The 15,177-nt window shown below is 41.6% G+C and carries 9 protein-coding genes and 1 tRNA gene; 4 read left to right on the top strand and 6 right to left on the bottom strand.

What is annotated here, in order from left to right; translation table 11 throughout:
• The first annotated feature begins 116 nt into the window (after window positions 1–116).
• On the top strand, window positions 117–2,270 hold the full coding sequence (locus tag VK179_14705) for a response regulator (protein ID HLO59995.1): 2,154 nt from the start codon (window positions 117–119) through the stop codon (window positions 2,268–2,270).
• Window positions 2,271–2,362: 92 nt separating this feature from the next.
• On the opposite strand, the gene VK179_14700 is transcribed toward VK179_14705, so the two are convergent.
• The 4 genes from VK179_14700 to VK179_14685 all read right to left on the bottom strand — a co-directional run bounded on the left by VK179_14700 (window position 2,363) and on the right by VK179_14685 (window position 4,977).
• On the bottom strand, window positions 2,363–2,701 hold the full coding sequence (locus VK179_14700) for a hypothetical protein (GenBank protein ID HLO59994.1): 339 nt from the start codon (window positions 2,699–2,701) through the stop codon (window positions 2,363–2,365).
• 89 nt (window positions 2,702–2,790) lie between these two features.
• Window positions 2,791–3,132, bottom strand: coding sequence for a hypothetical protein (locus VK179_14695; GenBank protein HLO59993.1), 342 nt, complete (start codon window positions 3,130–3,132; stop codon window positions 2,791–2,793).
• A 478-nt stretch (window positions 3,133–3,610) separates the two neighbouring features.
• Window positions 3,611–3,684: transfer RNA gene (locus VK179_14690), tRNA-Pro, on the bottom strand.
• A gap of 99 nt (window positions 3,685–3,783) precedes the next feature.
• Window positions 3,784–4,977: a DEAD/DEAH box helicase gene (locus VK179_14685; GenBank protein ID HLO59992.1), complete on the bottom strand. Its 1,194-nt coding sequence runs from the start codon at window positions 4,975–4,977 to the stop codon at window positions 3,784–3,786.
• A gap of 187 nt (window positions 4,978–5,164) precedes the next feature.
• On the opposite strand from VK179_14685, the gene VK179_14680 reads away from it, so the two are divergent.
• From VK179_14680 to VK179_14670, 3 genes are all read left to right on the top strand, one after another.
• On the top strand, window positions 5,165–6,004 hold the full coding sequence (locus tag VK179_14680) for a LytTR family DNA-binding domain-containing protein (GenBank protein HLO59991.1): 840 nt from the start codon (window positions 5,165–5,167) through the stop codon (window positions 6,002–6,004).
• A 147-nt stretch (window positions 6,005–6,151) separates the two neighbouring features.
• Window positions 6,152–7,639, top strand: a complete 1,488-nt coding sequence (locus tag VK179_14675; protein ID HLO59990.1) for a DUF4070 domain-containing protein — start codon at window positions 6,152–6,154, stop codon at window positions 7,637–7,639.
• 40 nt (window positions 7,640–7,679) lie between these two features.
• Window positions 7,680–8,702 carry a fatty acid desaturase gene (locus VK179_14670; protein ID HLO59989.1) on the top strand — a complete coding sequence of 341 codons (1,023 nt, stop codon included), beginning with the start codon at window positions 7,680–7,682 and terminating at the stop codon, window positions 8,700–8,702.
• 69 nt (window positions 8,703–8,771) lie between these two features.
• Here the strand turns inward: VK179_14670 and VK179_14665 are convergent, their stop codons facing one another.
• Complete coding sequence (locus tag VK179_14665; protein ID HLO59988.1) at window positions 8,772–13,298, bottom strand: right-handed parallel beta-helix repeat-containing protein; 4,527 nt, start codon at window positions 13,296–13,298, stop codon at window positions 8,772–8,774.
• A gap of 25 nt (window positions 13,299–13,323) precedes the next feature.
• A complete protein-coding gene (locus VK179_14660) occupies window positions 13,324–14,835 on the bottom strand; it encodes a T9SS type A sorting domain-containing protein (GenBank protein HLO59987.1) in 1,512 nt (503 codons plus the stop codon).
• Window positions 14,836–15,177 lie beyond the last annotated feature (342 nt).

Here is a 15,177-nt window from a genome sequence, read left to right as displayed (position 1 = left end):
AGTTACCTCTTTTTTTCTTAACTTGATGATTAGTTAGGTTCACTCCCGAAGATTTGTTTTTCATTGGCTGAGATCAGATTTATAATTTGGAAATTTTTCTTTCAATCTACCGGTCTATGAAAAAAAGAATCGATTTCAAGCTTTTGGGGCATCGTACAAACACCCAAAAAGAGCTTAAGAAGTCACATGACCATTTCAAGAGGATAGTTAAATTTAATGAAGCGTTGCGCAAAAAAGCCGAAGATGCATTATGGGAATCTTCCCAGATGCTGAAACTGGTTTTGAACAATATGCCTTCCTTTGTTTTCTGGAAAGATCTGAACAGCGTTTATCTTGGTTGCAATTATCTTTTTGCCGCAAATGCCGGATTAAAATCATCCGAAGACATCATTGGTAAAACCGACTATGATCTGCCATGGAAAGATACCGAAGCTGAAGGCTATCGAGCAGATGACAGGGAAGTGATGGATACCGGTAAAGCTAAAGTGAATTACGAGGAGACACAATTCACTGCCGATGGACGCAGCACCTGGTTGAGAACCAGTAAAATTCCGCTGAGAAACGCGGAAGGTGCCATTATAGGTATACTCGGAACCTTTGAGGATATTACAGAATATAAGCTGGGTCAGGCTGTGCAGGCTGCCATATATGAAATTTCCGAAGCCACACAGAGTGCTTTAAGCCTGAACGAACTTTTCAGTTCGATTCATCTTGTCATTGCCGAATTGATGCCTGCAAATAATTTCTTCATCGCTCTTTACAATCCGGTGAACGAAATTATAAGCTTTCCCTATTATGCCGATGAATATGATCCGAAGCCGCCTTCGAGTAAAATCAGCAGAGGACTTACCGATTATGTTATACAGTCGGGGAGACCTTTGTTAACCACACCTGAAGTTTTCAGGCAACTTATTGAATCAGGTAAGGTGGAATCTGTTGGTTCACCGTCAGTCGACTGGCTTGGTGTGCCCCTTAAAACACGGCAGGGAGAAACAATTGGTGTGATGGCTGTTCAAACATACACTGAAGCGGTAAGGCTCGAGCCAAAACATCTTGACATTATGGAGTTTGTTTCAACACAGGTTGCAATGGCCATTGAACACAAACAATCGGAGGAAGCTTTGCAGAAAGCAAAAGAAATGGCTGAAGAAAGCAATCGTCTGAAATCTGCCTTCCTGGCAACAATGAATCATGAATTGCGCACTCCGCTTAATCATATTATCGGGTTCAGTGATCTGATGCGATCCGGGGCCATACTTGAAAACATTTCGGATTATGCCGATATTATTCATAAAAGCAGTCACAACCTTCTTGAAATTATTGAGGGCATCTTTGAACTGGCTGTGGTTGAGCAATCTGAGATCAAACTCAGATTAAAGACGTTCAAATGCCTCGATCTCTTTTTAAATAATAAATCAGAATTAACTGAAATACTTGAAATTTCGGGAAAGAAAGATCTGATTGAATTGAGTTTCAATGCCGACAGGGCATTACTCCTCAAGAATATTACATCGGATAAGAACAGGATAAACCAGGTTTTGATTAATCTTTTCAAAAATGCAGTAAAATTCACAAAATCGGGTAAGATTGAATTCGGCATGCAAATGGACCAACCAGGAATGCTGTCGTTTTATGTTGATGATACAGGGATCGGAATTCCCGAGAGCAAGCATGAAATTGTTTTTGAATTCTTCAGGCAGGCGGATGACAGCTATACGAGAGAATTCGGCGGTGTAGGTATCGGCCTGGCCATTTCCAAAAAAATTGCCGAAGTGATGAAGGGAAGTCTTACCCTTGAATCACAACCGGGTGTAGGCAGCAGGTTTATCTTTACTATTCCTGTATTGGTTTCCGATTATGTTGCAGCGCCCGTAACGGAAGAAAAAAAGCGTCTTTCGGCACCGGCGCTTGAAGGGAAAAGAGTTTTGATCGCTGAGGATGATCCGGTGTGCATTAACCTGATGAGGATTTTTTTATCCGGAACCGGAATCACAATCATTGAGGCTTCAAACGGTAAGGAGGCGATAGAAAGAATTGACACTAACCCCGATATTATTCTGATGGATTTAAACATGCCACTGATGGATGGATATGAAGCCACACGAATTGTAAAATCAAAAAAACCAAACCTTCCGATAATCGCCGTTACTGCATATGCTCTCTCAAGCGATAAACACAAAGCCATGGAAGCAGGTTGCGATGGAATTATTTCCAAACCCGTCGATCAGCGTTTATTATTCGGTGAGTTGAAGAAACACTTGTTGTCTTGAAAAGGTATGTTGTATGTACTTTTATGAAAACCAGTCTTCTATGATCCTTGGTGTTAATGCTTAATACCTTAAGAGACTCTTGATTTGAAAGTTTAATTGCAATTTGATTCATCCCAAACAGTAAAAACAAAATTAACATGAGCAACAGCCCGCATTAGGCTGTTGAAAGACTCTGAATTATTGACTATTTGATGCAATTGCCGTAACCAGTCATTTTGAAATTCCGTGTGTTTCTCATTGAGCATCATTTTAAGTCCATCGTCAATCTTAATTTTTATTCTGGCAACCAGACAATTTTGAATATAGGGTGAGGCTTCTCTCAGAAATTTGCAAATAAGTTGCATATTAATCAAGGGATCACCAGGATCATTAAGGTGATACGCCCTAAGCATAAAAACTCGGTATTCTTTAAGAATATTTAATTCATCCATAACATAAAGCACTTATTATAAATACAATCAATAACTCAATAAGTTGCCTTTATAAGTAAGAAGAATTCGGAAAATTAGAAGAATTCTGCTCAAAGAGTAGAAGCATCGTTCCAAATGGAAAAAATGAAGTTTACCTGGGCAACGATGGTCATTAAAATAGTAAAGGAAGTAGTCGAAATAACCACCTTTTCAAGTTCTCTCAAACGATTTCGGTGTAACTCAGTAATTGATTGTTGTTGAATCCTTTTAAGGCCATCTGTTACCTTGCTGTGAATTTGACAGAACCAGTTCCTTTTTTCATGTTCTGATTCAGCCATCAAATAATTCTTTATTAAATCCGGGTTTGCCAGTGGGTCAGAAACATTGTTAAGCTGATAAGCTCTGGCTAAGAAAATGCTATACTCTTTAATAGCGGCATCTTGGTTAGTCATTTGTCTATCAAGTTAATCGTTATGTAAATTCTGTTCTGTTTGCGTTTCCAAATATGATTAATACTATAAAAAGCTAAAAGGTAACCCTTCAATGATTCTATTTAGAATCAATAAAAATTAGGCGAATATAAAATTACTTTTTCAAATCTGAAAGTATTAAACAATCAGGGCGGGGGAGCAACCCCAGAACGTAGCGTTTTATTACTCTATTACAAATCAATAGTAAAACCTCCGCCTTTTAACTATTTCATATGGCCGGCCTGCAAATGGTAATCAATTAAAAGGTTTATTTCGTAGTTTGTCTGATCTACCAGCTTCAGAAGGAAAAAAGAATCAGGCATGAGACAGGATAGGATTGTCCTGGAGTTGAAGATAGAACCAGCCGGGCGAGTATTCTATCAAGGACATTTTAAAGCAAGTAAAATATGCAAATGAAAAAGGGTTACAAAATTAAACTTCTGTAACCCTTGTCTGATCGTCGGGGCGAGAAGACTCGAACTTCCGACCCCTTGCACCCCATGCAAGTACGCTAGCCAACTGCGCCACGCCCCGAGAACTGATTTACGGATCGATTTTACACCGATTACCGTAAATTTTCGGAGGGCAAATATAATTGTTCTTTTTTAAAAAACGAATATTTTGACGGCTTTCCTATCCGACGAATGTTAACGCCTTGCCGCTTTTACCTGCCCTGCCTGTACGACCTATACGGTGAATATAATTCTCCATGTTCTGCGGTGGCTGGAAATTAATCACATGCGAAACATTCACGATATCCAGTCCCCTGGCGGCAACATCCGTGGCAACGAGCACGCGGATCTTTCTATTCCGGAAAGATTCAAGAGCTTTTAGCCTGTAATTCTGCGATTTATCGCCATGAATTTCATCAGCCCTGATCCCTGCTTTTTTAAGATTGCTGCAGATTTTGCTGACTGATCTTTTTGTATCGGAGAAAACAAGGACTTTCTCAAATGAAGGATCATCAACAAGCCGGATGAGAACATCCATCCTGTTTTCTCCCTTAGATATTTCAAGGATTTCCTGGTCAACGGTTCCTGCACTTGTATTTCCGGTTTTAAGCCTTATCTCGACAGGACTGTTAAGTATTTTCTGAAGCATCGACCGCTGTGTCTTATCTTCAGTTGCGGAAAACAGGATAGTCTGATTCCGGTTACTCATTTGATCCACAATCTGGAGGATATCGGTAGAAAATCCCATATCCAGCAGCCTGTCAAATTCATCAAGGACAAGGGTTGAGAAATCATTAAGGTTTAAAGCTTTCTGCCGAACCATGTCGCAGATTCTTCCGGGTGTGCCGATAATTACATGGCATGGTCTTTTCAGCTTGTAAATATCCCTGCTCACGCTGGTTCCGCCTATAAGGCATTCACTGAATAACCGTAAGCCGGCTGTAATACTCCTGAATTCAGTTTCAATCTGAACGGCTAATTCGCGGGTAGGTGTAATAATCAATATCTGGAATGAAGGCTTCTGGTTCAGTAGGTTATGAGCAAGCGGAATCAAAAATGCGCCGGTTTTACCGGTGCCTGTTTGGGCCAGTCCCATTAAATCCTGACCATTTAAGATCGGCTCAATGGATCTGTCCTGGATTTCAGTCGGTGATATGTATCCTTTCTTAAGAAGATTGTTGATTATCGATGCATTTACCGGTAAATCCTTAATGATTCGTTGCGATTGGTAAGGGAGACTTTCTTCACCCGGGGGTACATTCTTAATAAAAGATGTTACATCGGGTTGCTTTTTGTAGCGTGATTTTTGTGTTCTGTTTGTCTTTTGGGTAGTGTTACTCTTTTCAAAACGATTTTTCCTGTACTTATTATTCATAAATTTAATTTGGTTTGTAAAGCAGAAATTGACATTAACCAAATTAATTCATGAGGCTTAATGCGTTTTTCTAAAAACTTTGTGCAAAAGTAGTTATTTAAATTGATATTTGTTCTTTCAATTTAAACAACAAGTAAAGTTCTCGGGTTTATTTCTTCATTCCATAAATCTAATTCTCATTTTCTATATGAATAAAGTAAACCAGATAACTCTCCTGATCCGTAAATACTTCTCCCTTTTTCTCAGCATAAGCCTGGGTATTTTTCTTTTTGTCCTTTTCTTTCAGCCCTTCTCAGTTGAAGGCCTTGATTTCAATAACCGCCTGATTTTTATAGCCGGCTTATCAGGAATAACCTTCCTGTTAATGATCATCGTTAAAATATTCTTTTCTTTTTTCATAACCGATTCCAGGCCCCAGGAAAACAATCCGGGAATTCCGGTCTTTTTAAGCGGGTTAAGCTTGCTGGTGTTGAGTTCCGTCTCATTTGCCTTTTACCTGAGGTATGTCGGGGACATCCCGATTACTTTTTTTATCATGCTTAAGGTAGTTATTATATGCCTTGTGCCACCTGTCACTTTCAGGATATATGATATAATCACCGGTTTAAAGATGCACAACGACGCCCTGATCAGGGAGCGAAAAAATATACAGAAGCAGGTTGAAAAATACGAAGAAGAATACCTGAACAAGTCAATTACTTTTTCCACGGATAACGGAACCGACAGTCTGAAACTGCAAATCGCCGAAGTCGCCTATATTCGTTCTGCCGATAATTATGTTGAAATCGTTTTTCGCGAAGGTGATGTTTTCAGAAAGAAACTCGTTCGGACTACGCTTAAAGGAATTGAAAAACAAATAAAAGATTATACGAATTTCATCCGGTGTCACCGGATTTGCATAATCAATTCCCATTTCGTGGAAAAGCTTGTTAAATCGTATAGTTCATACTGGATCTCTATTAAGGGCATCGATGAGAAACTTCCTGTTTCCCGCCAGTATCTTCTGAAAGTAAAGGAAGTCGTGTAATTGGGGCGAATGGCATCCACCCTTCCGTTATTTCACCTGCCACAAATCGGGTTGTTCTGCCACGGCCTTTAAACCGTTTGTCCCTCTGTGCTTGGCATTGATTAATTACCATATTAAATTCGCCGGCACATTTAAATTTTCTATTACATGAATGTTCTACTGATTTACCCGAAATATCCTGATACATACTGGAGTTTCAAACACGCTTTACGGTTTATTTCAAAGAAAGCTGCTGTACCCCCGCTCGGCCTTATTACGGTGTCAGCTATGCTGCCGCAAACATGGAACAGGAAACTGGTTGATATGAATACCGGCGATCTTTTTGATAAGGATATCCAATGGGCGGATGTTGTTTTTCTAAGCGCCATGTATATCCAGAAAGAATCGGTAGACATTGTAATCGACCGTTGCACCCGGTTTGAAAAGAAGATAGTGGCCGGCGGACCTTTGTTTACACAGGAATCGGATAACTACCCGCAAATTGATCATTTTGTGCTGAACGAGGCGGAGATTACGCTCCAGCCGTTTTTAACCGATCTGGAAGCAGGAAATGCAAAGCACCTGTACAGTACCGAAGATTACGCAGACATTAAGACCAGCCCGGTTCCCGATTACCATCTCTTATACCTGAAGCACTACGCTTCAATGAGTATTCAAATCGGCAGGGGATGCCCTTTCGGATGCGATTTCTGTGAGATCACATCATTGCTGGGGCATAAAGTACGAATGAAATCAACTGCGCAGGTTTTAAGAGAACTGGAAGTATTATATGCCCTGAAATGGCACGGAACGGTTTCAGTTGTTGATGACAATTTCATCGGAAATAAAAAAGAAATCAAGGAAAACCTGCTGCCGGCACTTAAAAGCTGGATGATCGCCCATGAATATCCGTTTAAATTCACCAGCCAGGTTTCAATAAACCTGGCAGATGACCGGGAGTTGCTGAAAGCAATGGTGGACGCTGGCTTTTGCTCGGCGTTCATCGGAATCGAAACGCCTGATGAAATATCCCTGCAGGACTGCAATAAACTTCAGAACAAAAACCGTGACCTGATTGACAGCATCCTCCTTATACAAAAAGCCGGTCTGGATGTTTCAGCCGGTTTCATTGTGGGTTTTGACACCGATACACCGGATGTATTCCAGCGCCAGACCGATTTTATTCAGAAGAGCGGTATCGTTTCAGCCATGGTAGGCCTGTTGAATGCCCCCAAAAATACTAAGTTATACAGACGGCTTGAGTCGGAAAACCGGCTGACAACTATGGCAACCGGAAGCAATACCGATTATTCCATGAATTTTGTTCCGTCTATGGATAACCAGGTACTCATGGACGGCTACCGATCGATTATTCGTAATATTTATACAGCAAAACCTTATTACAAAAGATTAAGGATGTTCCTGCAGAATTACAAACCAAGGCAGAAATTTTCAAAGAAAATTGAATTTGCCGGGTTACTGGCTTTACTTAAAACTATGGTTATAATAGGCATGATCAACAAAGGCCGCGGAGAATACTGGCGCATGCTGTTCTGGACACTTTTTAAACGTCCCTCGCTTTTTATGGATTCCATGACCTATGTTGTGTACGGGTATCATTACAGAACCGTTTATGGTTTGAAAAAAGCAGGATAATACTCATTTTAAACAAGTCAATCTTAATTTACTAAACGTTATGAGCGCAATGAATGTAAAACAGAATATACCCGCCGACCGATCGTGGGAAAAAATAATCCGGAAATATAGTAATCCGGTTTTAAGAAGAAGTATATGGCAAATAGTAAACACTTTTTTGCCCTATGCCGTTTTGATATTCCTTATGTATCTCAGTCTGAACCTGTCATACTGGATAACACTGGCACTTGCCATTCCGGCCAGCGGATTCCTGATCAGGATATTTATAATTTTTCATGATTGCGGACATGGATCCTTTTTCCGTAAACAGAGGGCCAATACTATTCTTGGGTCAATCTGCGGATTTCTGTCTTTTACACCTTATAAAAGCTGGCATCATCATCATAAGATTCATCATGCCACTGCTGTAAATCTCGATAAGCGGGGAATAGGTGACATCTGGACGTTGACCCGTGAAGAATACGAAAGCGCATCCGGCCGTAGCCGGTTTATTTACCGGTCTTTCCGCAATCCTTTTGTCATGTTCACGATTGGTCCTTTGTACCTTCTGTTAATCCAGAATCGTTTTACGAATAAGCAAATGACGAAAGAAAACAAGCAAAATGTTTATCTTACCAACCTTGTTGTCCTGGTTATGTCCCTTTCAATGATTCTATTAATGGGACTTAAAGGTTTTTTGCTTATTCAGCTGCCGGTATTGTTCCTGTCGCATTCCATAGGCATATGGCTGTTTCTGATACAGCATAATTTTGAAGATATAAACTGGGAGCGCAATGACGAATGGGATTATAAATCCGCAGCACTTGAAGGCAGTTCTTTTTTAAAATTACCGGCGGTATTCCAATGGTTCTCCGGCAACATCGGTTATCATCATGTCCATCATCTCAGTCCCAGGATTCCCAATTACAACCTGGAACGCTGCCATAATGAAAATGAAATATTCAGTGCTGTAAAGCCCATCTACTTCTTTTCCACATTCCGTTTTCTAAAACTGCATTTGTGGGACGAAAAAAACCAGAAAATGATAAGCTTTTCGGCCCTAAGGCAACCGGTATATGCATAAGAAAATATTCAGACTCTGACAGAGTCCGCAAGGACCTGTCAGAGTCTGAATAATGCTTACCGCAAGGACCTATTCCTCTGTAAATACCATTTTCCTTACATAAACCTTATTCCCGGTTTTCAGTACGCAGTAATAAATACCGCCGGTTACCCGGTTGCCGCCTGTATCGGATCCATCCCACAATTCCTCATAGTTTCCCGCCTGTCTGAGGCCATCTGCCAGAACTGCAATTTTTCTGCCCATCAGGTCATAAACAGTCAAAGACATCAGGCTTTTTTCGGCCAGTGTGAATCCAATATATGTATGATCTGAGAACGGATTTGGAATGTTCTGTCTCAACACAGGTGATGATTCTGACTGGAGATCTTTCACATCAACTGCTGATGAAACTTCAAAAGGTACGCTGAATTCAGAAGTGTTACCTTCCAGGTCGGTGGCTGTTGCCGTTACATACGGACCGGTTACCAGTCCGGGCCATGAAAAGTTACCTGCATTATCCGCTAGTGTAAAACCTTCAAAAAATTCACCTTCATCCCCCGTATCAGAAAATATTTCAACCGTACAACCTGAACATGATGTACCGCTTACCCCGGATGTTGTGACGTCGGTTATTTCCGGACATTCAAGTGTGTCATTGGCGCCTTCTTCGTTCATAATTCCGGCGTCAATATGATGTGAAATAAGATTACCGGTAATTGTATTCCCGAACGTGGAATCATATAGTGAATACACTCCGTAATAACCGTTGTACATAATTACATTGGATGGACCAACCCGGTTATTGTTCGCACCATAGTCGAGTTCGATTCCTGCCTGGGCATTACCAAGACTATCCGAACCTTCAGGACCTGTACCAATAAAATTACCCTCAATGAGGTTATCATGACTTTCACTGAAACGGATGAGAATACCGCTACATGTATGGCCTGATATCACATTTCCCTCACCCGGAGCTGTTCCTCCTATTTGGTTCCCTTCACCCCGTGCAATAAGAATACCACGGGGGCCATTATATAGAACTGCTGATCCGTCATGATTTGTGCCGATGTAATTGCCTTGAATTGAGTTGAAATCTGATTGCTCAATAGTTATAGCATTGCCTGTATAAATATTGGTAGTTTTTCTTATACCGGTAATTATATTCCGGTCTCCTTCAGCCGGGCCACCTATCATTGTATAGGCAGCTCTGTTAACAAGATGAATACCGCAGTATCCATTGCAAAGAGTATCTTCTCCTGTATAATCGGTTCCTATGAAATTACCTTTGATAATGGTACTATCGGTTCCCGGAGCGCCTACCTGGATGCCCGAACTGAGGTTGCCGGATATTACATTACGATCTTCCGGTACGTTACCACCGATTAGGGTATGTTTGGATCCATATACAACTGAAATCCCGTCTTGATTCGGTATTGGTTCCGTTCCTGAAGCACTGCAACCCAGATAATTACCGGTGATACGGTTCCAGTCGCCCATTACCTGGATAGCGCTATATTCAAATCCGTTTATTATAACTCCTTTGATTGCATTGCTGTCACTGAACAGGACAAAGCCTGTACCTGCAACATCTGTTCCGTTTATCATTATTTCCGGTCCTGTCGGATTTGTATTTCCCACATTCAGGGTTTGTGTAGTACCGTCTATTATTGTGTTCCCTGCCGATAAATAGGAAAATGAAGTAAGCGGTTGAATAATCCATACTTTCTGTGACACATTATAACCCGGATCATCTTCGGGAATATTAAATTTCACCGTATCCGTACCCGGGTTCTCTTCTGCTTCCTGAATGGCTTGTCTTAACGAACCTTCACCTGAATCAAAAGTGTTGGTTACTGTAAGGTTTAGTGGTTCTACCGGTGTATTGCTTGCAGGCGGGCTGAATGCTGAAGTATTGCCATCCGCATCCGTTGACGTTGCTGTCACAAAGGGGCAGGCAACATGTCCTGACCATTCAAAATGGCCATACGAATCTGCCGTGGCAGATCCTTCATAAACCGATCCCTCATCAGCAGTATCGGAAAATAATTCAACAACATGTCCGGCGACCGTGGTCCCGCTGATCCCATGGGATGTTACATCCGTTATTACCGGTGCCAATATTGCCTGATTTGCTTCGCCATCAAGGTAAATCCCGTCTCCTTCATTATTTGATATATAATTCATTGTAAATGTGTTAGACATCGAATTCTCGCCGGTGCAGGCGATTCCTGACAAACCATTGTTCATGATCCTGTTGTAAGGTCCGATCATGTTGCTAATTGAGCCATGATGCAGATTTATTCCATAACCTGCGTTAGGTATGGCATCGGTACCCGAAGGACCGGTTCCGATGTAATTGCCTGAAATTATATTTGACACACAATAGGTGAAATTCAGGCAAATTCCTCCATGCCCGTTTCCCGAAATCACATTGCCTTCGCCGGCTTCAGTACCGCCGATATGATTCCGGCTACTCCTGTAGGCATAAATTCCATAACCGGAATTTGAAAGTGCAGATATTCCCAGTTTATCTGTACCGATGAAATTTCCCGTAATGATATTGCTGTCGGATCTTTCTATATAGATGCCATTCCCATACGACAGGTCTTCAGTTATGACACTTGAGTTGCCGGAAATGATGTTTCGTTCTGCAGGGAAAATTCCACCGATTGTGTTCGACGAGGAACCGTTAATAATCCCAATTCCGCCTCGGCCATTGGCCAGAGGTCCGGAACCATTAGAGTTAGTACCGATAAAATTTCCTCTGATGATGTTGCTGTCGGCATCGTTTATCAGCATGATTCCGAAAGCAGTATTTCCGCTTATTACATTCAGATCTTCGGGCAAGTCACCTCCAATCTGATTATGCTTTGCATGATTTGATATTTTGATACCGATATCATTAGGAATTGATAAAGTCCCGTCAGAACTGATACCCAAATAATTTCCCTTTAAAATGGTATTTTGATTTTCAATTTCAACAGCTGATGAAACAAATCCATTAATGACAAGGCCTTTAATAATCATTCCTTTTCCAGTTACCCGGAGACACGTTTCGATCAGATTGCCACCGTTGATTTCGATTTCAGGACCCGATGCATTCAGATTTCCATTATTCAGTGCCTGTAATGTACCATCAAGTACTGTGTTGTCGTCTTCCAAACAGGGCAGGGCAGAGAGCGGCCTGATTGACCATATACCTTTTTCACTGTTATAACCGGGATCAGACAGTGGTATGTTAAAAATAATAGTATCGGGGCCCGGATTAAGGTTGGCATCCATGAGAGCCTGCCTTAGTGACCCTATTCCGGCATCCCGTGTGTTGATGACTGAAACCGGTTTTGGTTCTGTTTCATACCCCGTGCAATAAGCAACAACGAAAATTGCTGAATTGACGGCGTCCACGTTTGTACCTGTAATATACATTATGTTTTGCCGGGGACTGAGCGAAAGACCGGCGACAAATTGTCCGCCTGCAGCCGGTATAACCAGCAGTCCGTTAGTCCCGAATGCTACGTCGGCTGATCCATTATGCATGATTCGTCCGGCAAACAGGTTTGTATTTCCGTCCATAGTAGTATAATCACCTGCAAAACAATATTTTCCGTCATCCTGCAATCGGGCACCGGTAATTTCTTCATTGTCTTCCGGTATCCGGAGCAATACCCAACCGGATTGTCCGAACGACGGATCAGCATCACCTGTTGCTGCATTTAACCGGTAAGCAAACATATCATGGTCGCCGACAGTATGTTTATAACTGCCGAAGAGTGTCAGAGTATTGTCCGATTGATCAAGAACCTGGGCCAATGGGGCACCGGGGAAAACCAGCGGTGGATATACGAGAGAACCATCAGTACCAAAGTCAGTGTTCAGGAAGCCGCCGGGCAGATCATATTTTGCTATAATTGTTCCGGCACCCTCGGTCACAAAACCACTGGCGTACAAAACACTATTTTCATTATCAACCGAAAGGCTTTTAAATGATCCGGTTGTTGCTGAAAGTGAAGTGACCCCATCGGTTCCAAACTCAGTAACCAATGAACCCCCATCATTAATCATTATTAGTGACGGATGATTTCCTGTTGTGCTGGTTCCGCCAAGGATGATGCTGTATGAATCTCCGGACTGGTAAATCGCCATGCCCTGAACATCCATATTGACAGAACTTACATCAAAAACACCGGCTGTGCCGAATGATTCATCCAACCTGCCATCAGGGAGCAAACGGACTATCCACGGATGATACATATGGTACAGGTAATAACCGGCAACCAGTATTTTACCGTCGGGTGCAATTTTAACGGCTTTGGCTGCTTCATCCGGATTTGTTGTGAAATCCATGCTAAAACCGCGATGCATATTGCCTGGCAATGAATTGCCGTTTTTATCCATCATCATTAAAAAAGAGCTGTTCTCTGACGGACGTATTATTCCGGGAATGAGCAGGTTACCATCTGGTGTTACCGCTACACCGTTTGCCATTGTAATTGTATCAACCCAGTTTTCTATATAATACCCGTCATTGCTGAAAGGAAGATACAGGTCGCCGGGACCCTGACTAAATACAAGCAGGCTTAATAATAAGCCTGCTGTAATGAAAAATAGTTTTTTCATTTTCAGAAATTATGTTTTATGACGGCTATTTTATTACCAATTTACCGGTCAAAGTGTGGTTGCCGGTCGATGAAACGTTGATAAAGTAAAGGGCAGGTGCAAGGTTTGAAACATCGAGTGTGCATCTTTCACTGTTGAACATGTGCCTGGCAATAACCCGTCCTGAAATATCCGTAATACAGACTGAATGCGTCCCGGCCGACCCGGTTTCAATTATGGTATAGTTTCTGGCCGGATTGGGATACAGTGAGACCGTGTTTTCGGTTTTTCCTATCCCTGTAACTTCAGTTGTATGAAATGCGGCAATCGTTATGGCAGCATCTTCAGCGGTGGATGAATATCCGGCAGCATACAGCACGGTTTCATCCGGATTTAAGGCAATGTTTCCTATATATTGATCAGTCGGTACAGGGAGGAGCATTAATCCTCCGACACCAAATGTATTATCGCCGATACCAGTGTTTGTTAAACGACCTACAAGGAAATCATAATTGCCATTCAAATTACTGATTCCTCCTATATAATATTTTCCATCAGATTGAAGGATAACGGACTTCAATAATTCATCCGATCCGGCACTTCTTAACCACGACCAGCCGTTGATACCGAAAGTGTTGTCAATACTGCCGTCATCTGCATTCACTCTAAGCGCACACATATCCAGATCGCCTTCAACATGCATGTATTCACCGAATGCTGCCAATAACTGGTTATCAATATCAAGTGAAATGGCATTAAGTTCCATTTCCACACCAAGTGCCTCAGAAGAAATAAACCCTGATGATCCGAAAGCAGATACCGGGGTGCCATTTTCGAGATTGTATTTTGCAATGACAGCTATACCGCCTCCCAATGACATGGTTCCATACAGAACATTGTTAACATTATCAATGACGATATCGGTAAATTCGCCTACTTCTCCGAAAGTAACAATACCTTCATCTCCGAAAGGTGTCACCAATGTACCATCTTGGTTAATCATGACAAGCATGGGGTAACCGCTGTAGCTTTTTCCGGCTATCACTATTTTATAGTCTTCGCCGGTGCCATAAACATCCACTTCTTCCACCTCCATGTAATTTTCACCAAGATCGAAAACCCCGTTTTCTGCAAATGATTCATCCGGTTCTCCATTGGCCAGAAACCTTACTACAAAGGCCTCCGGAGCCATCTGGACCCAATGCCCGGCTACCAGAATTTTATCATCAGCTAAGATCTTTACAGCTGTTATGAATTCATCATCTGTAGACAGACTGTATGTAAATCCGCGCGAAAAATTGCCGAAATTGCAGGGTAGCCCTTCATTATCCAGGGAGGCGATGTATACATCTTTTTCAGTTGATAACTGTAAATGACCGGCCACTATCAGATGTCCGTCCGATTGTATTCCGACATCATATGCACGTGATATGGTATCAGTCCAGTTTTCGATGATCAAACCGTTATTTCCGAAATCCGTATTAAGATCTCCCGGATTCTGAGCAGCAAGTAAAAAGGCGGAAACAATAAAACCAATGAGTAGAAGTACTTTTTTCATAGGGATAGGTATTAGTTATTTGATACAGATTGTAGTTAAAAATTACCGCTTATCAGGCTTCCAATCAAACTTTTGTGGTTAACTACCCGGAACTGGGATTTACGGTAAAAATTCAGGGAGGAAAATATTTTCCGAACTATGATAAACTTAGGTTTTGTCTAACGATTGTTTTAGTTTTTGCTAATTCATGCCAAACAGTTACGTGTCTGAAGGACTAAAACAGTTCATTTAAAAAACAGTATTATAGCTAAGATTATATGTTTTCTGTGAGTTCCTTCCCATTAAATTTTGTTGAACAAATGAACCCTGTAAATGATTTGGTGTTATTCTTCGTATAGGATA

The sequence above is a fragment of the Bacteroidales bacterium genome (genome assembly GCA_035299085.1).
Taxonomy (GTDB): domain Bacteria; phylum Bacteroidota; class Bacteroidia; order Bacteroidales; family UBA10428; genus UBA5072.
Note: the sequence above shows the minus strand (reverse complement) of the source record. Positions and strands in the feature narration are given on the sequence as shown.